General features: G+C 69.6%; 18 protein-coding genes. 9 read left to right on the top strand and 9 right to left on the bottom strand.

All coding sequences use genetic code 11. The features are described 5' to 3' along the window. Nucleotides 1-15 precede the first annotated feature (15 nt). Nucleotides 16-387 carry a hypothetical protein gene (locus JOF29_RS45010; RefSeq protein ID WP_281067469.1) on the top strand — a complete coding sequence of 124 codons (372 nt, stop codon included), beginning with the start codon at nucleotides 16-18 and terminating at the stop codon, nucleotides 385-387. Here JOF29_RS45010 and JOF29_RS37645 read toward each other — a convergent pair. Next, nucleotides 365-1483 carry an FAD-dependent oxidoreductase gene (locus JOF29_RS37645; protein WP_209699097.1) on the bottom strand — a complete coding sequence of 373 codons (1119 nt, stop codon included), beginning with the start codon at nucleotides 1481-1483 and terminating at the stop codon, nucleotides 365-367. The two genes, JOF29_RS45010 and JOF29_RS37645, sit on opposite strands and share 23 nt — an antisense overlap. Nucleotides 1484-1574: 91 nt before the next feature. Here JOF29_RS37645 and JOF29_RS37640 point away from each other — a divergent pair, with 91 nt between their 5' ends. Further along, on the top strand, nucleotides 1575-2174 hold the full coding sequence (locus tag JOF29_RS37640; protein ID WP_307863892.1) for a TetR/AcrR family transcriptional regulator: 600 nt from the start codon (nucleotides 1575-1577) through the stop codon (nucleotides 2172-2174). Nucleotides 2175-2194: 20 nt separating this feature from the next. Here the strand turns inward: JOF29_RS37640 and dnaG are convergent, their stop codons facing one another. Further along, the gene (dnaG, locus tag JOF29_RS37635; RefSeq protein WP_209699095.1) at nucleotides 2195-4081 is read right to left on the bottom strand and encodes a DNA primase; all 1887 of its coding nucleotides are present in this window, start codon (nucleotides 4079-4081) and stop codon (nucleotides 2195-2197) included. Nucleotides 4082-4132: 51 nt separating this feature from the next. Between dnaG and JOF29_RS37630 the strand changes: the two genes are divergently transcribed. Further along, nucleotides 4133-5767 carry a glycoside hydrolase family 99-like domain-containing protein gene (locus tag JOF29_RS37630; protein ID WP_209699094.1) on the top strand — a complete coding sequence of 545 codons (1635 nt, stop codon included), beginning with the start codon at nucleotides 4133-4135 and terminating at the stop codon, nucleotides 5765-5767. Between the two features lie 9 nt (nucleotides 5768-5776). Next, nucleotides 5777-6619, top strand: coding sequence for a TolB family protein (locus JOF29_RS37625; RefSeq protein WP_209699093.1), 843 nt, complete (start codon nucleotides 5777-5779; stop codon nucleotides 6617-6619). 9 nt (nucleotides 6620-6628) lie between these two features. Here the strand turns inward: JOF29_RS37625 and JOF29_RS37620 are convergent, their stop codons facing one another. After that, complete coding sequence (locus tag JOF29_RS37620) at nucleotides 6629-7870, bottom strand: NAD(P)/FAD-dependent oxidoreductase (protein WP_209699092.1); 1242 nt, start codon at nucleotides 7868-7870, stop codon at nucleotides 6629-6631. A 98-nt stretch (nucleotides 7871-7968) separates the two neighbouring features. On the opposite strand from JOF29_RS37620, the gene JOF29_RS37615 reads away from it, so the two are divergent. After that, a complete protein-coding gene (locus JOF29_RS37615; protein ID WP_209699091.1) occupies nucleotides 7969-9813 on the top strand; it encodes a sialidase family protein in 1845 nt (614 codons plus the stop codon). A 1668-nt stretch (nucleotides 9814-11481) separates the two neighbouring features. On the opposite strand, the gene JOF29_RS37610 is transcribed toward JOF29_RS37615, so the two are convergent. After that, nucleotides 11482-12708, bottom strand: coding sequence for a deoxyguanosinetriphosphate triphosphohydrolase (locus JOF29_RS37610; protein ID WP_209699090.1), 1227 nt, complete (start codon nucleotides 12706-12708; stop codon nucleotides 11482-11484). Between the two features lie 260 nt (nucleotides 12709-12968). Here JOF29_RS37610 and JOF29_RS37605 point away from each other — a divergent pair, with 260 nt between their 5' ends. After that, complete coding sequence (locus JOF29_RS37605) at nucleotides 12969-14375, top strand: IS110 family RNA-guided transposase (protein WP_209699089.1); 1407 nt, start codon at nucleotides 12969-12971, stop codon at nucleotides 14373-14375. A 24-nt stretch (nucleotides 14376-14399) separates the two neighbouring features. On the opposite strand, the gene JOF29_RS37600 is transcribed toward JOF29_RS37605, so the two are convergent. Continuing rightward, nucleotides 14400-15026 (bottom strand): TetR/AcrR family transcriptional regulator, encoded by a 627-nt coding sequence (locus tag JOF29_RS37600; protein ID WP_209699088.1) that lies wholly within the window; start codon nucleotides 15024-15026, stop codon nucleotides 14400-14402. An 83-nt stretch (nucleotides 15027-15109) separates the two neighbouring features. On the opposite strand from JOF29_RS37600, the gene JOF29_RS37595 reads away from it, so the two are divergent. Next, nucleotides 15110-16174, top strand: coding sequence for an alpha/beta hydrolase (locus tag JOF29_RS37595; RefSeq protein ID WP_209699087.1), 1065 nt, complete (start codon nucleotides 15110-15112; stop codon nucleotides 16172-16174). Here the strand turns inward: JOF29_RS37595 and JOF29_RS37590 are convergent. Beyond that, on the bottom strand, nucleotides 16139-17665 hold the full coding sequence (locus JOF29_RS37590; RefSeq protein WP_209699086.1) for a helix-turn-helix domain-containing protein: 1527 nt from the start codon (nucleotides 17663-17665) through the stop codon (nucleotides 16139-16141). The genes JOF29_RS37595 and JOF29_RS37590 overlap by 36 nt on opposite strands. 161 nt (nucleotides 17666-17826) lie before the next feature. On the opposite strand from JOF29_RS37590, the gene JOF29_RS37585 reads away from it, so the two are divergent. Continuing rightward, complete coding sequence (locus JOF29_RS37585; RefSeq protein WP_209699085.1) at nucleotides 17827-19044, top strand: type II toxin-antitoxin system Phd/YefM family antitoxin; 1218 nt, start codon at nucleotides 17827-17829, stop codon at nucleotides 19042-19044. A gap of 206 nt (nucleotides 19045-19250) precedes the next feature. Here JOF29_RS37585 and JOF29_RS37580 read toward each other — a convergent pair whose 3' ends face one another. Then, nucleotides 19251-19529 (bottom strand): YciI family protein, encoded by a 279-nt coding sequence (locus tag JOF29_RS37580; RefSeq protein WP_209699084.1) that lies wholly within the window; start codon nucleotides 19527-19529, stop codon nucleotides 19251-19253. Between the two features lie 585 nt (nucleotides 19530-20114). Beyond that, complete coding sequence (gene ppdK / locus JOF29_RS37575) at nucleotides 20115-22769, bottom strand: pyruvate, phosphate dikinase (RefSeq protein WP_209699083.1); 2655 nt, start codon at nucleotides 22767-22769, stop codon at nucleotides 20115-20117. A 276-nt stretch (nucleotides 22770-23045) separates the two neighbouring features. Between ppdK and JOF29_RS37570 the strand changes: the two genes are divergently transcribed. Then, nucleotides 23046-23897: a TroA family protein gene (locus JOF29_RS37570; RefSeq protein WP_209699082.1), complete on the top strand. Its 852-nt coding sequence runs from the start codon at nucleotides 23046-23048 to the stop codon at nucleotides 23895-23897. Here the strand turns inward: JOF29_RS37570 and JOF29_RS37565 are convergent. Continuing rightward, nucleotides 23894-25852: a vWA domain-containing protein gene (locus JOF29_RS37565; protein ID WP_209699081.1), complete on the bottom strand. Its 1959-nt coding sequence runs from the start codon at nucleotides 25850-25852 to the stop codon at nucleotides 23894-23896. The two genes, JOF29_RS37570 and JOF29_RS37565, sit on opposite strands and share 4 nt — an antisense overlap. Nucleotides 25853-25886: the final 34 nt, after the last annotated feature.

Below are 25886 nucleotides of genomic sequence, written 5' to 3'. Positions count from 1 at the left end.
GCCTCGCCCAACCTGATGCTGCAAGGAGACAGCGTCGCCGCGGTGATCGACTTCCAGCCGCCGAGGCCGGGCTTCGTCGCCTGGGAGATCGCCCGGATCGGCTGCGACCCGCGGACGGTGATCCTCGGCGACCAGTGGATCGACGGACTCGGCATCCTGCTGGACGCGTATCACGACGAGCATCCCGCCGCGCGCCCGGAGGATCTCCTGTCTGCGGTCGCCGTCGGCTGCGCACACACCTTGGGCTCGACCTTCCCATTGGCGGAACCACCGCCGATCCCCGCATCCCTCGAGCTGTACGCCCGCGCCCGCCATCAGGCCGCCCTCACAATGCTCGACCGCCTGCCCGACGTACAGGAGAGACTCAGACAGGGATCGACACATTGAACAGCCTCTCCGCGTTGTGCAGGGACTCCGTGACGATCTGCTGCCCGTTGGCGACAACGTCCTGCTGGTACGTCGCCAGGTCCTCCCCTGACGTCAGCGCTCGCGTCAGCCGGGCCGAGTCCCAGAGCGCGGTGTTCGCGCCGGCACCTGCCGCCGGAGTCATCGGATGGACTGCGTCCCCGAGCATCGTCACGCGCGACGACGTCCAGGTCGGCACCGTGACGCAGGTCCGGAGCGTGATCGGGAACGCCGCCGCCGGCTCCCCCGCGGCGATCAGCGCCCGGATCGCCGGATGCCACTCGGCCACCGACCGCGTCACGATCGCCCACAGGTCGGCTGGATGCATCGCGAACAGCTCCTCGTCCGACGCCCCCAGCACCGCGTTCGTCCCGGTCAGCACCGCCATCAGGTAGTCGCCGTACTCCGCCGGCGGCTCCCGGAACATCACCGGCCCGAACGCCGTACCGAGCCCGGCCCCGTCGCTCGCGAAACAGAACCCGCGCAGGAACGCCGCCGGCGCCACCTTCCGAACCGCATCCGTCAACGGCACCTTCCCGTAGATGCACCGCACCCCGATGTCGGTCACCTCGAGCTCCGGGACCAGCTGTCTGCGCACCCCGGACCCCACACCGTCCGCCCCGACCAGGACGTCGGCCGTCGCGGAAGTCCCGTCCGCAAAGGAGATCTCGACGCCGTCGGCGGTCTCGGCGTACGACGTGAACTGCTTGCCGAACCGCAGTACGTCGTCGAGCCCGGTCATCAGGGCCCGACGGAACGCGTACCGATCCACCGACGTCACCGCGTCCGGCCCGGCGACCGGGAAGACCTGCTGGAACTGCTCGTTCAGCTGCGCGTCGAACCCTGCCACCAGGTCTCCCGCGTGGGTGGCGGTGGCGATCACGCGCCGCCGTACCGCGGCCGGAAGCATCGCGGCCAACGCTTCCTCCCCCACCGGGCTGATGTGGATCCGGTACCCCTGCTTGCGGTACTGCGGTGACGGGTCGCGCTCATACACCGCGACTTCCGTGCCCGCCTTCCGCAATCCCTGTGCGAGCGCCAGTCCGCCGATCCCGGCACCCATGATCGCGACCTTCATCAGAGACTCCAATCATCCGTTCATCAAACTTTATCATCTGCCTGGCTGATTAAGTTAGCACGCCGGATGGCGATCCGCTAGGATGAGTTTCGTGCGCAGATCACCCGGCCCCGAGGAGCGGCAGCGCGACCCCGAGCGCAGCAAGCAGCAGTTACTGGACGCGGCGGTGGCCGAGTTCGGCGCGCACGGGTTCAGCGGCGCGCGGGTCGGCGAGATCGCGGCCCGGGCGGGGGTGAACAAGCAGCTGATCTCGTACTACTTCGGCGGCAAGGAGGGGCTGTACCGCGCGGTCGCGGACCGCTGGCGGGCCGGCGAACCAGCCATCGCCGAAGGCGCGGAATCGCTCGGCGAGGTGGTCGGCGCCTACGCCCGGACGTCGATCGCGCAACCCGACCTCCTCCGGCTGCTGGTCCGCGAGGCCGTCGACCGGGACACCAGCGCACTGGACCCGGAAGGGCAGCGCGCCCGGTTCCAGGCCATGATCGACGACTTTCGCCGCCGGCAGTCCGACGGTGAGCTCGCCACCGACCTGGACGTCGCCTACACCGGGCTGGCGCTGTTCGGCCTGGCCGCGGCGCCGGTCGTCTTCCCGCAGATCGCCCGCGCCCTGGGCCTCGACCCGGACGCGGACGACTTCACCGAGAAGTACGCCGCGGAAGTCGCCCGGCTGGTCTCACACCTGAAGGACTAGCTGGTCTCACATCAGCAGGATTAGATGGCGCGGTTGCGGAGTTCGGCGCGGTAGGCCTCGAGGGCGATGAGTTCGCCGAACATCCGGTTGTACTCGTCGGCGCGGTCGATCGGGTTGGTGCGCTGCAGCTTCGATTTCAGGTCCCCGATCCGGCGCGCGCAGGTCAGCTCCTGCAGCCGCGCCAGCAGCAACAGCGCGTACTGCTCGTCGGGCTCGCGACCCAGCCGCAGCGGGTCCACGGCCAGCGCGCCGACCACCGCGGCCGCCGGATCGTTGCCGATGGCATCGCGGACGGCAACCACCCACGCCTCGCCGGGCGCCGCCATCGCCGGACCGCCGACCTTCGCCATCCCGGCCCGGACCGCGGCCAGCCACGGATGCGTGAAGTCGTGGTCGTCGAGCTCGTCGAACGCGGACCCGACCAGCGCCGGGAACTGCATCGCGACCTTCAGCACGTCCCACTCGATCACGAACCGCTGGTCCCGCGGCGACGGGAGGTCCACCCGCTGCGGGGGCGGGGCCTCACCGGCGGACGGCCCGTGCCGCTGGTGGTTCTGCTGCGGTGCCGGGCCCCGGGAGGCCGCGCGGTACACCTCCGACCGGACCTGGTCGACCTCCATGCCCAGCTGCCCGGCCAGCTCGCGGATGAACGCGTCCACCTTCGACCGGTCGCGGATGCTGATCACCAGCCGGGCCGCGTCCCGGAGCGCGTCGATCCGGGTGTCCGCGCGATCCAGGTCGTACTTCGTCAGCACGTTCCCCAGCACGAACCGGTACAGCGGGACGCGCCGCCCGATCAGCTCGCGGACCGCGGCGTCGCCCTTCTGCAGGCGCAGGTCGCACGGATCCAGCCCGTCCGGCTCGACCGCGACGTACGTCTGCGCGGCGAACGCCTGGTCGCCCGCGAACGCCTTGAGCGCCGCCCGCTGACCCGCCTCGTCGCCGTCGAAGGTGAAGATCACCTCGCCGCGGAACTGGTCGTTGTCGAGCAGCAGCTGCCGCAGCACCCGCGCGTGGTCCTCGCCGAACGCCGTACCGCAGGTGGCGACCGCGGTCTGCACGCCGGCCAGGTGACACGCCATCACGTCGGTGTAGCCCTCGACCACCACGGCCTGCCGGCCCTTCGCGATCTCGCGCCGGGCGAGGTCCACGCCGTACAGCACCTTGGACTTCTTGTAGATCGGGGTCTCGGGCGTGTTCAGGTACTTCGCCTCGATCCGGTCGTCGTCGAACAACCGGCGGGCGCCGAACCCGATCACGTCCGACGAGGCGTCCCGGATAGGCCACATCAGCCGGCCGCGGAACCGGTCGTACAGCCCGCGCTGCCCGTCGGCGACCAGGCCGGACGCGACCAGCTCGGCGTTGCTGAAGCCGCGGCCGCGCAGATGGCTGGTGAGCGCCTCGCCGCCGCGTGGGGAGAACCCGACCCCGAACCGCACCGCGGCGTCCTTGTCGAACCCGCGCTTGTCCAGGAACTGCCGGCCGAGCGACGCCTCGGCCGCGCCGAACAGGTTGTCGACGTAGAACTCGGCGGCCACCCGGTGCGCCTCGACGAGCCGCGGCCGCTGGTTGCCCGGGCCGCGCTGCACCGGCGCGCCGGAGTCCTCGTACCGGAGCTGGATGCCGACCTTGGCGGCCAGCGTCTCGACCGCCTCCGAGAACGTGATCTGGTCGACCTTCTGGATGAAGTCGATGACGTCGCCGCCCTCTTGGCAGCCGAAACAGTAGAAGAACCCGCGCGCCGGGGTGACGTTGAACGACGGCGACTTCTCGTCGTGGAACGGGCAGAGGCCCTTCAGGTTGCCGCCGCCGGCGTTCTTCAAGGTCACGTACGAACCCACGACGTCGTCGATCCGGGCCCGCTCGCGCACCAGCGCGATGTCCTCTTCCTTGATCCGGCCTGCCACCCCGCGAGTCTACGATCATCGGCAACCAACGACGAACCTGGGGAATTCTGTATGCGTCGCACACTCGGTCTGCTCGCGCTCAGCGCCGCAGTCATCGCCACGGCCACCGCCGCGCTGACCGCCGGACCTGTCAGCGCGGACCAGCCTGCACTACAGTCCACGGCCGTCACCAGGCCGGCGCAGCCCGCGCCGTTCGTCGAGCTGGTCGCACCCGGTGGCGTCGGGCGGCTGTACACCGCCGATCCTCGTGAGGTCGCGTCGGCCACGGCTGCCGGCTACCAGCGGCAGCCGGGTACGACGGGCTTCGTCGGGCGGGAGGCGAAGGCCGGGTGGACGGCGTTGTACCGCCTCAAGCCCTCGGCCTCGGCGACGCGCTGGCTGTTCACCAGCAGTACGCAGGAGCGGGACGCTCTGGTGGCCCAGCACTGGGTCTTGGAGGGGACCGCCGGGTACGTCGCGACCAAGGCAGGGGCCGGGTTGATGGAGTTGCGGCGGTTCACCAACGGCAAGGAGTGGCGGCTGGCGGTTGCGTCGAAGACGGCTGAGCTGCTGAAGGCGGGGTACACGCTCGACGGGCCGGTCGGGTACGTGTACCAGAACTGGGTACGCGCCGGTGCCGTGTACTTCGGCATGTTCAACACCAACGGCCACCAGACGATCATCGCCCGGACCAAGGAGATCTACGGTCGGGACAACGACTGGTGGGGCGGTGTCCGGGACTTCCACGACGGCACCCACTACGCGACCGACAACTGGCCCGGCGAGGACTGGTCGTACCTGAAGCCGTCGATCGGGTACTACGACGACTCGTTGCCCGGGACCCTCGAGAAGCACATCACCCAGGCGACCTCGGCCGGGCTGAGCTTCTTCAACTTCTACTGGTACTGGGACAACACCAAGCAGCAGCAGACCGTCACCGGCGCCGCGCTCGACGCGTTCCTGAAGGCGCGGAACAAGGACACCATCGACTTCACCGTCGGCGTCTGCGCGCACCCGTACGCTCCACTCAGCATCCCGACGACGCAGTACGACGCGGTCGCCGCGAACCTGATGCGCTACCTGCAGCAGGACAACGCGCTGCGCACCAACGACGGCCGGAAGATCCTCAACATCTGCGACGCCCGCGGTCTCGGTGACGGCAGCAACGCGCAGGTGAAGCAGTTCGTCGACACCGTCCGGGCGAAGGCCCGCAGCCAGCTCGGCGAGGACATCTACGTGATGATCAACCAGGCCGGTTTCGACCCGAAGCAGGTCGGCAACGCCGGTGCGGACGCGCCGTACTGCACCACCGACGGGCCTGCGGTCGAGAGCCGTTCGTACAAGACGTACCTGCAGGGTCAGCGGGCGTTCTACAACCAGGCGCCCGGTGCGTACGGGCGGTGCGTGCTGTCGGACTTCGACGAGCGGCCGCGGTACCCGATCGAGCAGACCGACGTGAAGGCGATCCGCTGGATGCCGGACCAGTCCCTGGACGGCTACCGTACGGCGGTCCGGAACGCGGTCGCGGACATGGCCACGTCGACCCGTCCGTCGACCGTCGACAACTACCTGTTCCTGTACGCCTGGAACGAGTGGCACGAGGGCGGCATCATCGAGCCGAACGAGCGCGACGGCTGCGCGTACCTCGACATCTTGCATGCCGAGCTGTCGCTGCCGGGCGCGGGGTGCATCGCGAATCCGAGCTAGGTTGGCGGCATGCCAAGAAGCCTCCGCCCTGGTCAGCGGTCCGAGCTGTACGTCGTCGATGTCGCCCGTAACGAGCGCCGGCTGGTGTTCAGCTCGGACCAGGTGCTGTTCGAAGCGCCGAACTGGCTCGCCGACGGCACATTGATTGTCAACGGCAACGGACTGCTCTACCGGGTCGCGGACGGGCTCGAGGAGATCGAGCTCGGCGGGGTGCCGGCGATCAACAACGACCACGTGGTCAGCCCGGACGGGCGGACGGTCTACGTGTCCGCGGAGGACGGACACCTCTACGCGGTACCGCTCGAGGGCGGTGCAGGCCGCCGGGTGACGAACGACCGCGGGGCCGGGTTCCACCACTACCTGCACGGCGTGTCCCCGGACGGTACGACGCTCGCCTACATCGGCCTGGAGTGGGTCGGCGAGCGGCGGATCACCAACGTGTGGACGATCCCGGCCGCGGGCGGCGCCGACGTCCAGGTGACCGACGACGAGTTCGCGGACGACGGGTCGGAGTACGGGCCGGACGGCGAGTGGATCTACTTCAACTCCGAGCGCGCGGGGCAGGCGCAGCTGTTCCGGATCAAGGACGGCAGGGCCGAGCAGCTGACGTCCGACGAGCGGGTCAACTGGTTCCCGCACCCGGCACCGGACGGGTCGGCGATCGCGTACGTGAGCTTCCCGTTCGGTACCGAGGGCCATCCGGCCGACATCGACGACGTCCGGCTGCGGCTGCTCCTGCACGACGGCGAGGTCCGCGAACTGACGAGCCTGTTCGGCGGCCAGGGCACGATGAACGTGCCGAGCTGGTCACCGGACAGCTCGTCGTTCGCGTACGTCGCTTATCCGCTCTAGATCTCGCGTTTAGATCTCGGACAGCTCGACGGAGGTGTCGGCGAGGCGGGCCGGGTCGACCTGCTTGCGGGAGCGGATCAGCGCGCTGACGGCGTCGATCGTGTCCCAGGTGTTGACGTGCATGCCGGCCAGCACGCGGTTGTCGTCGTCCAGCCAGAACGCCAGGTAGGCGCCGGACTTCGGGTCGCCGCGCAGCACCACGTGGTACGACGTACCGCGTGGCACCTCGCCCGCGTACTCCATGCCGAGGTCGAACTGGTCGGTGAAGAAGTACGGGATCGCGTCGTGGGACACGTCCTCGCCGAGCATCGACTTCGCGGCCGCGGCACCGGTGTCCTTCGCGTTCTGCCAGTGCTCGACGCGGACCGAGCGGCCGAGCAGCGGGTGGTCCCAGCGGACCACGTCACCGGCGGCGTACACGTCCGCGACCTTGGTCTGCAGGTCCGCGCCGGTGACGATGCCGGACCCGTTCTCCGGCGTCGCGACCTCGATGCCGGCGGCCTCGGCGAGCTCGGTGTTCGGCCGGACGCCGACGCCGACGATCACCAGGTCCGCCGGGATCACCTCGCCGCCGGTCACCTTCACCCCGGTCACCTTGTCCGTGCCCTCGAACCCTTCCACGCCGGTCCCGAACCGGAACTGCACGCCGTGTTCGCGGTGGAAGTCGGCGAACAGCCCGCCGACCTCTTCCCCGAGTACGGCGGCGAGCGCCGTCGGCTGCGGCTCGACGACCGTCACCTCGCAGCCCCGCTCCCGCGCGGCCGACGCGGCCTCGAGCCCGATCCACCCGGCGCCGACCACTACCACGCGCGGCTTCGCGGCGTACGCCTCGGTCAGCGCCTGCGACTCCTCCGCCGTCCGCAGGTAGTGCACGCCGGGTAGGTCGGCACCCGGTACGTCGAGCTGGCGGACCCGGCTGCCGGTCGCGATCAGGAGCTTCGTGTACGGGACCTGCGAGCCGTCGTCGAGCGTGACCGTATGTGCGGCCGGGTCGATCGCGGTCACCGTCGTACCGAGCCGGAGGTCGATCGTGTGGTCGTCGTACCACTGCTGGTCGTGCAGTTGCGCGCTGTCGGTGCCGGCCTTGCCGAGCAGCACGTCCTTGGACAACGGAGGTCGCTCATACGGCAAGGACTTCTCGCTGCCGATCAGGACGATCCGCCCGCTCCAGCCGTCCTCCCGCAGCGTCTCTGCCGCGGTCGCACCCGCGAGACTCGCACCGACGATCACGATCTGCTCTGCGTCTGCCATGACCGCACTTTAGTCCGCGCCGAACTCTTGTCGCAGGCGGTCTCGATGACTACGTTGTCGCTGGACATCATACGTCCTATGTCCTCCTTGGGAGAGCCATGCGCGTACGCAGACCGGGCCGCCTCGCGGCCGCCGCCCTACTGGTGTTCACAACCCTCAGCGCTCCAGCCGCCCACGCCGGCGCAGCGCCCTTCGTCGACGACACCGTGCTGTTCCAGCAGAAGACCGAGGGGTACTCCTGCTTCCGGATCCCAGCCGTCGTGCACGCCACGAACGGCGATGTCCTCGCGTTCGCCGAGGGCCGCGTCGCGGACTGCGGCGACGACGGCGACATCGACATCGTCCTGCGCCGCTCCACCGACGGCGGCAAGACCTGGGGACCGCTGCAGGTGGTCTCCGACGGCAACGGGAGTACGCACGGCAATCCCGTGCCGATTGTTGACAATCGGACAGGCCGGATCGTCCTGGTGACGACCCACAACGGTCCGGATCCCTGCACAAACGGCTGCGACCGCGACCCGTACGTGCAGACCAGCGACGACAACGGCGCCACCTGGACCGCGCCGCGCGAACTCACCGACGCGAAGCTGCCGAGCTGGAACTTCTGGTACGCGACCGGCCCGATGCACGGCATCCAGCTCCAGCACGGCCCCCACGCCGGCCGGCTGATCGTCGGCGCCAACTTCGAGACGTACGACGGGGTCGGGCCGCATGTCTACGGCACGCACCTGCTGTACTCCGACGACTCGGGCCAGACGTGGCACATCGGTGCGACCACGTCCCGCGACGACGGGAAGGTGATCGCGCAGGAGGTCACCGTCGTCGAGCTGAACGACGGGCGGATCTACGCGCTCGCCCGGGAACGCGGCACGGATCCGGGCAATCGCGCGTACGCGATCAGCAGCGACGGCGGCGAGACGTTCGACAAGCCGTTCCGGACGATTCCGCAGCTGGTGATGCCGGACGTCCAGGGGTCACTGCTGCGGTTCGACCCGCACCGGATCCTGTTCTCGGCGCCCGCGCATCCGGCCGCACGGGAGGTGATGACGGTGCGTTCGTCGTACGACGAGGCGCGCTCGTTCGGCACCTGGCAGCAGGGCAAGGTGTTCTGGTGGGGCCCGTCGGCGTACTCCGACCTGGTCCGGCTGCACGGCGACCAGGCCGGGCTGCTGTACGAGGCGGGTGTCGCGAACCCGTACGAGTCGATCCGCTGGGCGCGGTTCAACGAGGCCTACCTGTCGGTGCCGAACGGGACGCCGCCGGGTATTCCAGGACCGCCAGCACCCGGGCCGCTGACGCCCGATGTCGGGCCGGCGCACAATCCGGCGTACGTGCGCGGCGGGGCGACTGTTGCCGAGGGCAAGTTCGGCGGCGGGCTCACGCTGGACGGCGTGGACGACTACGTCGAGGTGCCGTTCGACCGGTCGATCGACCTCGGGGCGGACGACTTCACGATGATGACGTGGCTCAAGTACGGCGCGACGACCGGGACGCACGCGATCCTCTGGGCTTATCGGACCGGTTCCGGTAGTACGCCGCAGGTGTGGCTGCGGGCTGAGCCGGAGAGCAACCGGATCCGGGCGCTACTGTCGGTCGACCGGTTCAACGTGACGGTCCAGTCGGCGTCGGCGTACAACGACAACCAGTGGCACCACGTCGTACTGCAACGAGCCGCCGGCAAGCTCCGCCTGATCATCGACGGCACCGAGGTCGGTTCCGCGCCAGCACCCGCGGGCTCGGTCACCGCCGGGAAGGAGTTCGGCGTCCAGGGCATCCACATCGGCCAACGCGTCGACGGCGCCAACCGCTTCCAGGGCACCCTCGACGAGGTCCGCATCTACCGCCGAGCGCTCTCCGACGCAGAACTCACCCAAATCCGCCTGACCAACAAACCCAACAACAACCACCTAGGCCTAAACCTCCCCTTCACCACCATCCACTGACCCCACCAGCAGCCCGCAACTCCGTCCAACCCCACCCACAGCCCCCAGCTCCGGCCGACCGCAACTCCCTCCAACCCCCGCCCACAGGGCCTGCGGCTTCGGGTGCCCCCACCAACAGACCGCAGCTCCGCCCGACACCACCAACAGCCCCCAACTCCAGCCGACCCCACCAACCGACCGCAACTCCAGCCGTGATCACCAGCGGACTGCAACTCCGGGTGACTCTGCCAGACTCGTGGCTCCGGGTGACCTCGCCGGACCCGTGGCCTCGGGCGACCCCGCCAGACCCGTGGCCTCGGGCGACCCCGCCGGACCCGTGGCCTCGGGCGACCCCGCCAGCAGGTCGTGGGTTCGGCCGATCACTGCGGTCAGCGACAACGCCAACTCCTGGCTCGGACGGCCGCCGATCGTTCCGAACGGCCGCCCCCCAATCGGCTGCGAGCAGCGGCCCCACGCGCATCCCGGCAACCACCACCTCGGCAACCTCAGGGGTCAAACCCTGAGGTCGCCGATTCCCCCACCCCACACACGCCGCCAACCACCAAAAGGGTTAACCCCTCAAGTTGCCGGTTCACCACCCGCATGCGCGATGTCAACCGACCAGCCGAGGGGTTAACCGCTCTTGTGTTGGATGTGTGGGTCGGAAGGCGGCCGATCATCCAGCGTCTGCCGTTCCGGCGGTGCTGCCAAAGTCGGTCGACCGTGGGAGCTTGTCCGCTGCCGCTGACCCGCCCCGCGTCAAGCCGGAGCCGGCCCGGTCGGGATGGTGGGCAACCTCGCGCACCGGAGCCGTACCCGAACGCACCGAACATGCGGATCTGCTGCACAAAGTCGACCTGCACCGGGCGGTTCGCTGGGCCGGGGACCGGGTTGGGTTAGGTTGCCCTCCCGGATCGGGAAGCAATCCTCCCCAGCCCCACGTCCCGGGTCGTCCGCGGGCAGCTCGACAGGTAGAGCACCAGCGAGACACCGTACGCGCGATCCCGATCACGCTCAGGTGCACTACCCGACAGGCCGACACCCCCTGTCCAGACTGCACGCCACCCGATTGCAGCGCCCGCCCGGAACATAGCAACCACCCACACAAGCAACACAAGCAACACAAGAGCCGGTTGACCCCTGAGACGAACCGCGCACCACCACGCCGGCCGCTGCCCGGGAACGAGGCCCGGGTCCGGGTCCGGGTGCGGAGCGTATACGCGCACCAGGCAGACACCAGACGAGGCGGACACGGGCGCGGGCGCGGGCGCGGGCGCGGGCACGGGCGGGGTGCGGCGCTCACGGGCGCGGGCGCATGCGGGCGCGGGCATGAGCGGGGTGCGGCGCTCACGGGCGCGGGCGCATGCGGGCGCGGGCATGAGCGGGGCGGGCATGAGCGGGGCGGGGCGCTCACGGGCGAGGGTGCGCTGGGTCGTGCGGCCCCACGGCCGGCGTACGCACGGCCGTGTGGCCCGGCTGGGCACGGACGGCCAGGCCCGAGACGAGCACGGACGGCCGGGCCCGAGACGGGCACGGACGGTCAGGCCCCAGGGCACAGGCGGTGGGTGGGGCGAGCGCTGGGGTGGGGGCGGGCGGTGGGGGCGGGCGCGAGTGGTCGGGGCCGGGTGGGGCGGCCGTGGCTCCAGCGGTGGTGGGGGCCGACCTGCTGTGGGTGGGGGCCGGGGCGGTTCAGGGGCAGAGGGTTTGGTGCCAGGCTTGGGCTGAGGGGTCGGTGAGGGAGGCAACCTGGTCCACGACGACGCGGAGGCGGGCATTGTCGTCGGGCGCGGCTGTGAAGTCGGACTGGAACGGGATGTCCAGATGGCGCGGGGCCGTCTTCCAGAGGGATTCGACCAGCTCGGTGAGGAGTTCGCGCTGGGTGGCGCGGCGGGCCTGGCGTTCCGGGGACTTGAGGACGTGGTACATCCCGACGCCCTTCAGCAGCCCGATCTCGGTCCGGATCCCGGGCGGCACCACCAGATCCGCCTCGTACCGGATCAGCCGGGACCCGCCGAACACCGCATGCGTCGCCTGCTCCGCCGCGGTCGCGAACCGCCCTATCAGCTCGCTGGTCAAATCCTTCAGCCCGCCGAGCGCCCGCCGGCTGTCGTCGAACGTCGCGGCCGGCCAGTACTGCAGCGCCTGCAGCCGCGCCCAGCCCTCGTCCAGCTCGGCGTCGCTTGCCTCCGGCAAGTACATCTGCCGGACGGTCTCCCAGTACGGCTCCCGGACCGTGTCCACCGCGGCCAGATCGATGTGATGGGCAACGATCCCGTCCTCGACGTCGTGCACGGAGTACGCCACGTCGTCGGCGAAGTCCATCACCTGCGCCTCCAGGCAGCGCCGCTCCCCCACCCCCGGCCGCAACCACGTGAACACCGCGAGATCGTCGTCGTACACCCCGAACTTCCGCTCCTCCGGCCGCCGCGGCCACGGGTACTTCGTCGCGGCGTCGAGGGTCGCGCGGCTCAGGTTCAGCCCGACGCTGCGGCCGTCGGCGTCGAACGTCTTGGACTCCAGCCGGGTCAGCAGCCGCAGGGTCTGCGCGTTCCCCTCGAAGCCGCCGATGTCCACGGCGACCTGGTCCAGCGCCCGCTCGCCGTTGTGGCCGAACGGCGGATGCCCGAGATCGTGCGCCAGGCAGGCCGCGTCCACGATGTCCGGGTCGCAGCCGAGCGTCGCCGCCAGCTCGCGCCCGATCTGCGCGACCTCGAGGCTGTGGGTCAACCGGTTCCGCACGAAGTCGTCGGTGCCCGCCAGCACCACCTGCGTCTTCGCCGCCAGCCGCCGCAGGGCCGCACTGTGCAGCACCCGCGCCCGATCACGCGCGAACGCGGTCCGCCCCGGCCGCTTCACCGGCTCGGCGACCCAGCGCTCCGCGTCGTGCTCGTCGTACCCCTCATGCTGCTTCCTCATCACCGTCCACACTAACGGCGCTCACCGACATTTAGGTTGAGTGTGTGCCCCGCGGGCGATCGTCCCACCGACCGGAACGCCTGGCGATTCCTGAGGAGTGAGTGGTCGTTCGCGGGGCCGGGTCTGTGTTCGGCCGGTGTCTCTGTTCGGGAACTTGGAGCTGCCCCTGGGTGGGTGGACTCCTGCTTACGGAATGTCTGGGCTGTGCCGTCGCCGGGCTGGGCTGAGTGATCTGATGCCGCTGTGGTGGAAGGATGTTCGTGGAGCTGATCTTGGGTATCGACCTGGCGTGCCGGGCGGCGCATCAGGCCTCGCTGGCCCGTTCTGATGGGACGTTCGTGTGGACGGGGAGGAAGTTCTTCACCCGGCCGGCTGACCTGGAGGCGCTGTGGGCCGCGGTCGGTCTGGCCGAGGGCGACGTGCTGCGGGTGGTGATGGAACCGACCCGCAACGCCTGGGCGCCGGTCGCGTCGTGGTTCCGGCGCCGTGGCGCGAAGGTCTCGATGGTGCCGACCACGCAGTCGGCGGACCTGCGGGCGTACTACTCCAAGCACACGAAGAACGACCATCTGGACTCCAAGCTGCTGGCCCGGTTGCCGCTGCTGCACCCCGAAGGGCTGCGTGAGCACACCGGCGATGGGCCGGCCGAGCCTCTGCGCCGCGCGGTGAAGATCCGGTCCTCGCTCGTGAAGCGCCGCACTGCGGTCTTCCAGCGCCTCGATGCGCAACTGGAGCTGCTCGGCCCGGCCTGGTACGACGCGCTCGGCTCGAACTACGGCAAGGCAGCCCTCGCAGTGCTGGCCCGTTACGCCGACCCCCACAGCCTCATCCGGCTCGGACAGGCTCGGCTGACCCGGTTCCTGATCCGGCACTCGCGCGGCGCCTGGCGCGACGACCACGCCCGGGCACTGCTCACCGCCGCGAAACAGTCCCTCGAGCTATGGGGCACCGACGCCGAGGCCGGGATCGATTTCGCTGAGCTGGCCGCCGATATCGCGGTCGAGGCCGAGCAGGCCCGGGTGCTGACCGAGCAGATCGAGGACCTCGACGAGCGGACCGCGAACCTCTACGCCGAGGCCGACCCCACCGGCATCGTCGCCTCCGCGCCCGGGGTCGGACCGGTCGCCTCCGCGATCATCGTCGGCCGGATCGGTGACCCGCACCGGTTCCACTCCCTGGCCGCGATCCGCGCCTACTCCGGCCTGGTCCCAAAAGTCGCCCAGTCCGGGCAGTCGGCCCACCAGCACGGCCTCACCAAGGCCGGTGACCCGCTGCTGCGCGAGGCCCTGTTCGCCGCCGCCGACGCCGCCCGCAGGACCGACCCCCAGCTCGCGGCGAAGTACAAGCGGCTCATGGAAACCGAACGGCACCACGACTCCGCGATCTGCCACATCGCCACCACCTTGCTCACCCGGATCGCGACCTGCTGGCGCACCCGCCAGCACTACGTCCTGCGCGACACCGACGGCCGCATCATCACCCCCGACGAAGGCCGCCGCATCGTCCGCGACCGCCACAGCGTCGACCCCAAGACCCGCGACAAAGCCGCCCACGCCCGCATGTCCCAGCGACGCAAAGCAAGGACGGGCCGGGAGTCACAGAAGTCGCAAAGCGCTCCAACATCCCGACCCGCCAAAACCAACCCTACGACCCACCAAGTGGCTTGACATCCCTTAGGAACTCAATCCGCGTCACCAGGGCAAGGGCGTCCCGGGTACGACGGCCGCTGCGAGGCGGGTCTGCACTGCGCCGCGTGCGCGGTCGTAGCCGGAGTCGTCGTTGTGGAGGATCGAGGCCAGGTTGGCGGCTTCGTAGTACGCGTTCAGGTCGAAGGCGAGCTGGGCGGGGTCTCCCGTGAGTTCGCCGCGGTCGACGGCCTCGGTGACGGCGGTTTCGATCAGGTCCATCCATTCACGGTGTACGGCGGCGAGGTACTCGTGGACGGCGCCGTCGCGTGCGGAGAACTCGTGGGAGACCTTCTGGAAGAAACAGCCGCCCGGAAACACGCGGCTCCGGGAGTAGTCCAGCCAGTACTTGCTCAGCGCCCACACGCGGCCGAGGCCGGGCTCGATCTCGTACGCCAGGATCACCACGTTGTCGGCGTAGATCCTCCGCGCGGCGCGCACCGTGGCGAGCTGTAGCTCCTCCTTGGAACCGAAGTGCGCGAACAGCCCGCTCTTGCTGATTCCGAGCTCGGTCGCGAGCCGTCCGATCGACAGTCCTTCGAGGCCGTCGACCGAGGCGATGTCGACGGCGCGCCGCAGTACGGCGCGGCGGGTCTGATCACCGCGCGCCAGCCGTCCGTCGACCTTCTCCATCGGCCCGATCCTAAGTCCATTGACTGCTAGGGTGATCGAAACTAATAATACGACCGTTCGTATAGTTTGGTGGAGGGGTGGTCATGCAGAAGCTGGTCAGTGTCGGATTGCAGACAATCGGATCGTTGTCACCGCGGCTGGGCGGCCGGATCGCGTTCAACCTGTGGCGCCGCCCGCTCGCCCGCGGCCGGGTCCGTGCAGACGAGCAGATTGTCCACAATGCGGCAACGGTCAACACCCTCAACCTCGACGAAGCCGGCGCGAGCGGCAGGGAAGCGGGCGGCGCAGGGGCGGCCGGCGCGCAAGTTGGAGCGGGCGGCGCGGGAGCGGGGGCGGCCGGCGCGGGAGTTGGCGCGGGAGCGGGCGGCGCCCGAGTTGGCGCGGGAGCGGGCGTGGCGGGAGCGCGGGTTGGCCTGGGGGTTCGGACTTATGCGTGGGGCGACGGCGAGCGGCCGGTGTTGCTGGTGCACGGGTGGCGGTCGCGGGCTTCGCGGTATGCGGGGTTCGTGACGCGGCTGCTGGAGCTCGGGTACAGCCCGGTCTCGTACGACGCCCCGGCGCACGGTGACTCCGGCGGCGAGGTGACGTCGATCCTCGGGCACCAGCGGATCATTCGCGCGCTGGAGGAGCGGCACGGCCCGTTCGAGGGCGTGATCGCGCACTCCCTCGGCGTACCGTTCGCGCTGTACGCCGTCCGCGAGGGCGTCGCTGCGAAGCGGATGGTGATGATCAGCGGAGTCGCGGACTTCGGCTATCTCGCCGACGCGTTCTGCGCCGAGCTCGGCCTCGGCCCGAAGCTCAACCGCGAACTGCGGCGCGCCATCGAACGCGGGTACTTCGACGGCGACGACGACATCTGGACCCGCTTCTCGGTCACCCCCGGCAAGACCGAGCTACTGGTGATCCACAACGACCAGGACGACGTCGTCGACCCCACCCAGGCCCAGCTCCTGCTGCGGAACTACGGCGAGCACGCACACTTCCTGCCGACCACCGGCCTCGGCCACCGCCGGATCCTCTCGGATCCAGCAGTGATCACCGAGGCCATCGCATTCCTGCAGGATTCAGAGCAGGATTCAGAGCAGGACTCGAACCAGAACTCGAACCAGAACTCAGATGTCCCGGAAGGTCTCGATCTGAGCGCCTAGCGAGTTCAGCCGGGTCGCCAGGTCCTCGTACCCTCGGTTGATCACGTAGATGCTGCGCAGGACCGACGTACCCTTCGCGGCCAGCATCGCGATCAGCGCGACCACGGCCGGACGGAGCGCCGGCGGGCACATCATCTCGGCGCCGGAGAAGTGCGTCGGCCCCTCGACCATCACCCGGTGCGGGTCGAGCAGCTTCACCCGGCCGCCGAGCTTGTTCAGGTCGGCCAGGTAGATCGCACGGTTCTCGTACACCCAGTCGTGGATCAGCGTCTGCCCGGTCGCGGTCGCCGCGATCACCGCGAAGAACGGCAGGTTGTCGATGTTCAGCCCCGGGAACGGCATCGGGTGGATCTTGTCGATCGGCGCGTGCAGCTTGGACGGCCGGGTGGTCAGGTCCACCAGCCGGGTCCGCCCGTTCTCGGCCAGGTACTCGGTACTGCGGTCGTAGTCGAGCCCCATCTCCTCGAGCAGCGCGAGCTCGATCTCCAGGAACTCGACCGGCGCCCGGCGGATGGTGATCTCGGACTTGGTGACGATCGCCGCGGTGAGCAGGCTCATCGCCTCGATCGGGTCCTCGGACGGCGCGTAGTCCACGTCGACGTCGATGTCCGCCTTGCCGTGCACGGTCACCGTCGTGGTGCCGATGCCGTCGATCCGGACGCCGAGCAGGTCCAGGTAGAAGCAGAGGTCCTGGACCATGTAGTTCGGGCTGGCGTTCCGGATCACCGTGACGCCGTCGAACCGGGCCGCGGCCATGATCGCGTTCTCGGTCACGGTGTCCCCGCGCTCGGTGAGCACGATCGGCTTGCCCGGCGCGATCGCCCGGTTCACCAGCGCGTGGTACTGCCCGCCGGTCGCCTTCACCTCGAGACCGAACGGGCGGAGCGCGGTCATGTGCGGCTCGACGGTCCGGGTGCCGAGGTCGCAGCCGCCGGCGTACGGCAGCTCGAACGCGTCCTCGCGGTGCAGCAGCGGACCGAGGAACATGATGATCGAGCGGGTACGGCGGGCCGCGTCGGCGTCCATCGACTCCAGGTCGAGCTGCGCCGGCGGGACGATCTCCAGGTCACCGGCGTCGTTCAGCCAGGTGGTCTTCACGCCGATCGAGTTCAGTACCTCGAGGAGCCGGTTGACCTCCTCGATCCGGGCGACCTTGCGGAGCGTCGTCCGGCCCTTGTTCAGCAGGCTGGCGCAGAGCAGCGCGACACCGGCGTTCTTGCTGGACTTGACGTCGATCGAGCCGGACAACCGGCGGCCGCCGACCACTCGGAGGTGGACCGGACCGCCGCCGAGAGAGACAATTTCGGAGTCGAGCGCCTCGCCGATCCGGGCGAGCATCTCGAGGGTGAGGTTCTGATGACCCTTCTCGATCCTGTTCACCGCACTCTGGCTGGTGTTCAGCACTTCCGCCAGCTGCGTCTGCGTCCAGCCGCGGTGCTTGCGGGCGTCCCGGATGAGGTTTCCGATCCGGCTCAGGTAGTCGTCGGTCATACCGGGGACCATATCTCACATGTGAGATACCGCTTCACCGACCCGCCGGTAGCAGCGTAGCGAACATCACGCCGCCGCCGTTCAGGACCCGTGTGACCTGGTGAATCGCCGGCAGCCTACAGTTACCCCAACTCCCGCCGCACCCCGGAGAGGACCAGCAGATGCCCGACGACACCTCCGCCGCGGTGGTCAACGAGTTCGAGGCGGAGTCGTGGCCGCTGGAAGCAGCCGCGGACAGCCTGCACCAGGTCATCGAGGGGTTCCACAACGGTGACACCCGGCCGCTGGTGATCGGCGACGGCGACCAGCCGGTGCTCGTGGTGCTGGCGATCGCCGACCTGGCCGACTTCCGGGCCCGGATCGCGGAGCTGCTCGGCAACCCGGTCGACGCCGGCTGGCTGCGGTACTACCTGCGCTCGAACTTCGACATGAGCTCCGAGCGCCTGGTCGAGCTGCTCGGCGTCGACACCGACCACGGCCTCTCCTCGCTGGCCAGCCAGGTGAACGTCGAGCAGGCCGCGACGCTGATGCCCGACCACGTACGCCGTACCGAAGCCGGCGGGAACCCGCTGATGCTGATCGGCGACGGGACGATGGCGACCGCGGCGCTGCTGTCCTTCCAGGCGTTCCAGGTGCTGCTCGCGATGGAGGGCGACGGGAAGAACGACGACTCCTGCGCGCACGACGACGAGGAGAAGCCGACCACCCCGCTCGAAGTGCTCGCGGAGCGGATCGGGCCGGTGTCCACGCAGATCGTCGCGCAGCTGAACGCGGGCCGCGAGCCCGGCCTGCCGCGGTACGAGCTGCACTTCGAGGACGACCTGGTCGAGCACCTGCGCGACCTGGAGGCGCGGGCCCAGAAGACACCGGGCGGCGGCGCGTACGACGAGTTGAACGGGCTGCTCCACCAGTTCGACCAGATGCGCAGCGGGCTGGTCCAGGCGGAGGCGGACGAGGAGCCGGACGAAGCGCCGTACCTCGAGGCGACCGATCTGAAGGCGGCGCTGCCGGACATCCGGGACGCGTTCCGCCAAGGCACCGACGACCCGTACCTGATCGGCCTGGACGGCCGGCCGCTCGCCGGGCTGATCTCTTTCGACCTGTACGAGGAGCTGCAGAAGATCTCCGTCGAGCTGGACGGCACCGACGAGGCCCCAGTCCTCCCGCTGCCGGAGCCCCGCTGGGAGAACGGGCCGCGGCTGCTGCCGTTCGAGCTCGCGCTCGAGATGTGCGAGGCGGTCTGCGAGGACATCACCAACGGCGAGGCGTCGATGCTGTTCATCGCCGACGAGGACGACGAACCCGAACTCGTCCTCGCTCCCCTGGTCTGGCTCTGGGCGTACGTCGACCACCTGAACCTCGAGGGCGCCGAGGCCTGACACCTCGACGCGGACCGCGTGCTGTCGGGAGCACCGCGACGCACGGTGTGGTGCAGAACGGGGCGGTGGACGTGCACGTCCCCGAATCGGGCACCTCGCGGCCCGGAAACGGGGGTAATGCATGCACCTGCGTCCGCCTTCCACGACAGCGGCGAGCTCCTCGCATCCCCAGCGTTAGACGCTCGCCCTGCTCGCTCCCTCCGGCGTCAGCTGAACGGGAAGAGGGGCTGCCACTCGGCGAGGGTGGCGAGCTCGTAGACGCCGGCCGGGGTGTACGGGTCCTTGGCGAGGATGTCGCGGAGCTCGGCCTCGTCGGCCACGTCGTACACGAGGAGGGCGCCGGTCTGGTCCGTGAACGGTCCGGCGGCGACGAGCTTGCCCGCGGCCTTGAGCTCGGTGAGGTACTCGCGGTGCGCCGGGCGGACCTCCAGCCGGCGGTCGGTCTCGGACACGTCGAAGCGCAGCTGTACGACAAATTGGGCCATGCCCAGAACTCTACAATGCCCTTGGAACACGACGATTTGGTGCGGAAAGGGAGTCACGAGCCGCCACAGCGGCTGGTTCAGGTCAGACCCGAAAGTCGACGAGTGATCTCCCTTCCCGCCCGGATATTCTCACCAGCGCACGCACCACTATGCAAGGGTTTGGTGAAGACAAATTCCTACAGACAGTTGATTGAGATAACGCTTCGTGACCGAACCGCCGGTGGTGTCGATGAGCGCGCCGATGCAGTCGTACAGACGGTCACGCAGGTCGGTTGTCAAGGCCCGATGACCCGAGTACGAGGATAAAAGTTCAAGGTATTCGGCGGTCGAACACACCTGCTCCCACAGATATCTCCGACACTCCACGGACTCGAAGAGCTAGCGTGGGTAGGTTGGACGGGCCCGGTCGTACAGCTCGGGGTCCTCGCCGAACGTCGTGCGCAGGCTCTCGCGGCTCATCGCCGCAGGCTAGCGCGGACCTGCAGCACTGACTAAACGCACCTTCCGGCCGCGCCCGGGGCTCGGCTGAGCGTGCCGAGCCGCGCCGGTCGGTGGTTGGTCAGTGACGCAGGTCCGTTTCCGGATTCAGTCCAGCGCAGCTCGGCCGGCCTCCAGGCGGGCTACTGGGATTCGGAACGGGGAGCAGGAGACGTAGTCGAGGCCCACCTCGTGGAAGAAGTGGATGCTGTCGGGGTCGCCGCCGTGTTCGCCGCAGACGCCCAGCTTGAGATCCGGCTTGGTCGCGCGCCCACGTTCGACGCCCGTACGAACGAGAGCGCCGACGCCCTCCCGGTCGATCGACTCGAACGGCGATACCGCGAAGATCCCCTTCTCCAGGTACCGCGAGAAGAACGCGCCCTCGACGTCGTCGCGGCTGAACCCCCACGTGGTCTGCGTCAGGTCGTTCGTACCGAACGAGAAGAAGTCCGCCGCCTCCGCGATCTGGTCCGCGATCACCGCGGCCCGCGGCAGCTCGATCATCGTCCCGATCGGAATCTCCCGATCGACACCGACCTCGGTCAGCACCCGTGATACCTCGTCCCGGACGAGCTGCAGCTCCTGTACGGCGCCTACCAGCGGGATCATGATCTCCGGCCGCGGATCCTTCCCCCGCGCCCGCAACTCGACGGCCGCGGAAGCGATCGCCCGTACCTGCATCGCGAACAGCCCAGGAATCACCAGCCCGAGCCGTACGCCGCGCAGACCGAGCATCGGGTTCTGCTCGTGCAGCCGCTCGACCGCCGCGAGCAGCGTCACGTCGTGCTCCGAGGCCGAACCCCGCTCGCGCGCCACCGCGACCTTCACCGCCAGCTCCTCCATCGACGGCAGGAACTCGTGCAGCGGCGGGTCGATCAGCCGGATCGTCACCGGCAGCCCGTCCATCGCCTTCAGCAACTCCAGGAAGTCCCCACGCTGCAAGGGTTCCAGCTCCGCCAGCGCCGCCTCCCGCTCCGCGTCGTCGTCGGCGAGGATCAGCCGCTCGACGGACTCCCGCCGCTCGCCCAGAAACATGTGCTCGGTCCGGCACAGCCCGATCCCCTCGGCCCCGAACCGCCGCGCCCGCGCCGCGTCGTCGGCGGTGTCCGCATTCGTCCGTACGCCGAGCCGCCGTACCTCGTCCGCGTGCGTGATCAGCCGGTGGACCGACGCGACCAGCTCGTCGCCGGCGTCCGGCGCCAGCGTGCCCTCGAAGTACTGCACGACCGGCGACGGTACGACCGGTACCTCACCGCGGAACACCTCGCCCGTGGTTCCGTCGATCGAGATCAGCTCGCCGGCCGACAACGTCGTACCGCGAACCGTAATGGTGCCCTGGGCAACGTTCACGTCGAGCTCCTCGGCACCGCAGACGCAGGTCTTGCCCATGCCGCGGGCGACCACGGCCGCGTGCGACGTCTTGCCGCCGCGGCTGGTCAGGACGCCCTGCGCCGCGATCATCCCGTGCAGGTCGTCCGGGTTGGTCTCGCGCCGGACGAGGATCACCTTATCGCCACGCTCGGCGGCCTCGACCGCGGCCGCCGAAGTGAACACGACCTGGCCCGACGCTGCCCCTGGCGACGCCCCGATCGCCTTCGTCACAAGGTCCTTCGCAGCCGATGTGTCGAACCGCGGGAACATCAGCTGCGCCAGCTGCGCACCCTTCACCCGCTGCAGCGCCTCGTCGGTGCCGATCACGCCCTCGTCGATCAGGCTGGTCGCGATCCGGAACGCCGCCGCCGCGGTCCGCTTGCCGACCCGGGTCTGCAGCATCCACAGCTTCCCGCGTTCGACAGTGAACTCGATGTCGCACAGGTCGCGGTAGTGTCCCTCGAGCGTGGCCATGATGTGCATCAGGTCGTCGTACGACGTCTTGTCGAGCTGCTCGAGGTCCGCCAGCGGGACCGTGTTGCGGATGCCCGCGACGACGTCCTCGCCCTGCGCGTTCTGCAGGTAGTCGCCGTACACGCCCGGCTGCCCGGTCGACGGGTCACGCGTGAAGGCCACGCCGGTGCCGGAGTCCATGCCGAGGTTGCCGAACACCATCGAGCAGATGTTGACCGCGGTACCGAGGTCAGCCGCGATCCGCTCCTGACGGCGGTAGAGGATCGCGCGGTCCGAGTTCCAGGAACCGAACACGGCCTCGATCGCGAGGTCCATCTGGGTCCGCGGGTCCTGCGGGAACTCGCGGCCGGTGTGCTCCAGCACCGCCTGCTTGAAGGTGCCGACCAGCGTGCGAAGGTCGTCGGCGTCCAGGTCGAGGTCGTCGTGCGTGCCCTTCGCCCGTTTCAGCGCCTCGATCGCGTCCTCGAAGACGTCGCCGTCCATGCCGAGCACGGTCTTGCCGAACATCTGGATCAGCCGGCGGTACGCGTCCCAGGCGAACCGCGGGGTGCCCGAGTGGTGCGCGAGCCCGTTCACCGAGTCGTCGTTGAGGCCGACGTTAAGGACCGTCTCCATCATGCCCGGCATCGATACGGCGGCGCCGGAGCGGACCGAGACCAGCAGCGGGTCGTCGGCCTGACCGAGCTTCTTGCCCATCTTCCGCTCGAGCAGGTGGACGTGGTGGTCGATCTCGTCGGCGAGGTCATCGGGGACCGCGCCGGTCTCCAGGTACGCACGGCACGCGTCGGCGGTGATGGTGAATCCGGGTGGTACCGGCAGGCCGAGATTGGTCATCTCGGCCAGGTTCGCCCCCTTGCCGCCGAGGAGCTGCTTCATGTCCTTGTTGCCTTCGGCGAAGTCGTAGACGAGTTTCGGCACGGTCACTCCCTGGGTTGCAGGCGGGTGGTGTTTCAGGCGCGGCGAAGTAGGCCGCTGGCCCGTCGGCGACGGCGGCGGGGGCGTGCTTTCAGGGTAAGGCAGAAAACCAGTCCAGTTGAACACTGGTCTCACGATGCCGACGTGACGATGCCCACAGACCGAAGGCCGGAAAACCCTTCCCCCATTGACAACGCGAGACAATCGGCGCGATCTCCAGGGCGGCACAACGCCGCCGCGCTACGCCGTTTCTGTCATGGTCCGGATAGAGTCGGGCGGGTGCGTATCGTCTCCCTGCTTCCGTCGGCGACCGAGATCTGCTTCGCGCTGGGCGCCGGTGAAGACGTCGTTGGGGTGACGTTCGAGTGCGACTACCCGGCCGCCGCGCGGACCCGCCGGACGGTGTCCACGACGACACTGCCCGCGGAGCTGACACCGGGCGAGATCGACACCGCCGTACGCCGGAAACTCGCGGCCGGCGAGGACCTGTACCACCTCGACGCCGATGCCCTCCGCGAGCTCGACCCGGACGTGGTGATCACCCAGGATCTGTGCGCCGTGTGTGCGATCGACGTCGAGGACGTCGACGAGGCGCTCGCCTACCTCGGCTGTACGGCGGAAGTCGTCAGCGCGGACCCGCACACCGTGGACGAGGTACTGACGTCGATCCGGACCATCGCGAAGGGGATCGCCCGCGACGCGACCCCGCTGCTGGACGCCCTGAACTCGCGACTGGGCAGTTTCAGGACAGCACCGGGTCCGCGGGTCGCGCTGCTCGAGTGGACCGATCCGCCGTTCGCGCCCGGGCACTGGCTTCCGGAGATGGTCACGCTCGCGGGTGGGACGAATGTGCTGGGAACCGCCGGCCAACCGTCGACCGAGATCACCTGGGAGGACGTGACGGCGGCGCGGCCGGACGTGATCGTGGCTGCGCCCTGCGGGTTCGATCTGGACGGCGCCGCGCAGCTGACCGCCGACCTGCTGCCCGACCTGCCCGCGGACATCCCCGTCTGGGCGGTCGACGCGAACGGGTACTTCGCGCGGCCGGGGCCTCGCCTGGTGGACGGCATCGACGTACTGTCAGCCATCCTCCACGACGCGACCCCGGCGCATGCGCTGCGACTGCGTTAGAGCTTGCGGCGGGTCCGGAGGTAGTCGCCGACCACCGCGGCGCCGAGCCCGTCGGCGTCCGGCGCGAGTACCCGGCCGCCGCTCCGGCGGGCGAGCAGGTCGACGAACGCGTTCAGCCGCGGATCGTCGCCGAGCCGGAAGACCGTGAGCGAGGCGCCGAGCTTGGCGAGCCGGTCGACCTCGAAGATCGTCTTGCGGAGCGTGGCCGGCTCCGGCGGATACGAGAACTCGGCCGTGCCGTCCGGCTCCAGGTGCGCGGTCGGCTCGCCGTCGGTCACCATCAGTACGACGGGTTGCGCGTCCGGGTGCCGCCTGAGATGCCGTCCGGCGAGCAGCAGCGCGTGGTGCGCGTTCGTGCCCTGCTCCCAGGCGCCTTCCATCCCGATCAGCTGCGGCAGCTCCACGACCCCGGCGTACCGCCCGAACGTGATCAGCTGCAGTGCGTCGTTGCGGTACCGCGTCGAGATCAGCTGATGCAGCGCGAGCGCCGTCCGCTTCATCGGCAGCCAGCGGCCCTCCTGCACCATCGACCAGGACGTGTCGACGAGCAACGCGACCGCGGCCCGGGCCCGGTGCTCGGTCTCCGCGATCTCCACGTCCGCCACGTCGAGCTTCACGCCGCCACCGCCGCGATGCGCGGTCCGCAGTACGGCGTTCCGCACCGTCCTCGGCACGTCCCACGGCTGGGTGTCCCCGAACTGCCACGGTCGCGTCGACCCGCTCAGCTCACCGGCCGCACCGGCGTTGGCGGCGTCCCGCTCACCCGATCCGCGCGCGGTCCGCAGTACGTCGGCCAGCGCCGTCTGACCGAGCTGCCGGAGCGCCTTCGGCGACAGCTGCAGCGAGCCGTCCGGGGCCCGTTCGATCAGGCCCTGGTCCCGCAGCTGCCGTTCCAGTTCCGAAAGCCGGCGAGCATCAACTGTCGCCTCGTCACCCAGCTGCCGGGTCAGAGCCTCGAGGTCGATGTCCTCCAGTCGTGCGCCCGGATACGACTGCGCGAGCTGCTCGGCCAGCGCGTCCAGCTCGGCCAGGTCGGACATCGCCTGCGCGCCCTCGGCGAGACCGAGCGGGTCGTCACCGCGCATCCGCTCCGACCCGGACCAGTCCTCCCCCGGCCGCAGCGACTGCAGCTGCGCGTCGAGCTGGGACAGCTGCTGTGACAGCTGTGCGTTGCCGAACGCCTGCTGCGACAGCTCCATCAGCTCGGCACGCTGCTCGGGCGTCATCGAGTTCAGCATCCGCTGCGCGGAGGCCGCCCGTTGCGCGAGCGCGTCGATCAGTTCCTCGACGTTCCGCGGGTTCTCCGGGAAGAACTCGCCGTGCTTGGCCATGAACTCGTCGAACAGCTGCGGTACGTCAGGACGCCCCTGGGCGTGCGCCGCCAGCAGCGCGTTCAGGTCCGTGAGCATCTCGTTGATCCGCTCGACGTCCTCCGGCGTGGTCTGCTGCAGGGCCTCCTTCATGCCCTCGAACCGCGACCCGAGCAGCTCGCGCCCGAGCAGCTCGCGGATCTCCTCGTACTTCTGCCGGGCCTCCGACGACTCCCACTGGTAGTTGGCCAGCTCCCGTACGGCGGCCGCCGTACCGGAGGGCAGCGCGTCGAGCTCGGCCTCCTTGAAGCGGGCGTCGTCGGACGGGTTCGGGAACAGCTCGCGCCGCTCGGCCTCCAGCGCCTCGTCGAGCAATCGCTGGACGTCCTGCAACGTCCCGTCGAGGTTGTGCCGCCGCTGAATCTCGCGGCGGCGCTCCCACAACCGGCGGGTCAGGTCGTCCAGGCCCTGAGTGTTCCGGGTGCCGCGCCGGAGCATCTCCTCCAGCGCGGACCGCGGCGACGACCCGTTCATCACGTCCCGGCCGATCTCGTCCAGCGCGTCCCGCAGGTCCACCGGTGGTCTCAGCGGATCCGGCCCGTCGTGCCACGGCCCGTAGGACCAGCCTTCAGGAATCCCGGTCATGGGGCCTCCCGGTCTGGACTGAGGAGCGGCGGGA

Source organism: Kribbella aluminosa, from assembly GCF_017876295.1.
GTDB classification, from domain to species: Bacteria; Actinomycetota; Actinomycetes; order Propionibacteriales; family Kribbellaceae; genus Kribbella; species Kribbella aluminosa.
Note: the sequence above shows the minus strand (reverse complement) of the source record. Positions and strands in the feature narration are given on the sequence as shown.

Bases quoted from the DNA above. Each gene is read 5' to 3' on its own strand.
- JOF29_RS37625 (WP_209699093.1), top strand. From the start codon at position 5,777: ATGCCAAGAAGCCTCCGCCCTGGTCAGCGGTCCGAGCTGTACGTCGTC.
- JOF29_RS37595 (WP_209699087.1), top strand. From the start codon at position 15,110: ATGCAGAAGCTGGTCAGTGTCGGATTGCAGACAATCGGATCGTTGTCA.
- JOF29_RS37585 (WP_209699085.1), top strand. From the start codon at position 17,827: ATGCCCGACGACACCTCCGCCGCGGTGGTCAACGAGTTCGAGGCGGAG.
- JOF29_RS37590 (WP_209699086.1), bottom strand. From the start codon at position 17,665: ATGACCGACGACTACCTGAGCCGGATCGGAAACCTCATCCGGGACGCC.
- JOF29_RS45010 (WP_281067469.1), top strand. From the start codon at position 16: ATGCTGCAAGGAGACAGCGTCGCCGCGGTGATCGACTTCCAGCCGCCG.
- JOF29_RS37615 (WP_209699091.1), top strand. From the start codon at position 7,969: ATGCGCGTACGCAGACCGGGCCGCCTCGCGGCCGCCGCCCTACTGGTG.
- JOF29_RS37565 (WP_209699081.1), bottom strand. From the start codon at position 25,852: ATGACCGGGATTCCTGAAGGCTGGTCCTACGGGCCGTGGCACGACGGG.
- JOF29_RS37600 (WP_209699088.1), bottom strand. From the start codon at position 15,026: ATGGAGAAGGTCGACGGACGGCTGGCGCGCGGTGATCAGACCCGCCGC.
- JOF29_RS37645 (WP_209699097.1), bottom strand. From the start codon at position 1,483: ATGAAGGTCGCGATCATGGGTGCCGGGATCGGCGGACTGGCGCTCGCA.
- JOF29_RS37610 (WP_209699090.1), bottom strand. From the start codon at position 12,708: ATGAGGAAGCAGCATGAGGGGTACGACGAGCACGACGCGGAGCGCTGG.
- JOF29_RS37580 (WP_209699084.1), bottom strand. From the start codon at position 19,529: ATGGCCCAATTTGTCGTACAGCTGCGCTTCGACGTGTCCGAGACCGAC.
- JOF29_RS37620 (WP_209699092.1), bottom strand. From the start codon at position 7,870: ATGGCAGACGCAGAGCAGATCGTGATCGTCGGTGCGAGTCTCGCGGGT.
- JOF29_RS37630 (WP_209699094.1), top strand. From the start codon at position 4,133: ATGCGTCGCACACTCGGTCTGCTCGCGCTCAGCGCCGCAGTCATCGCC.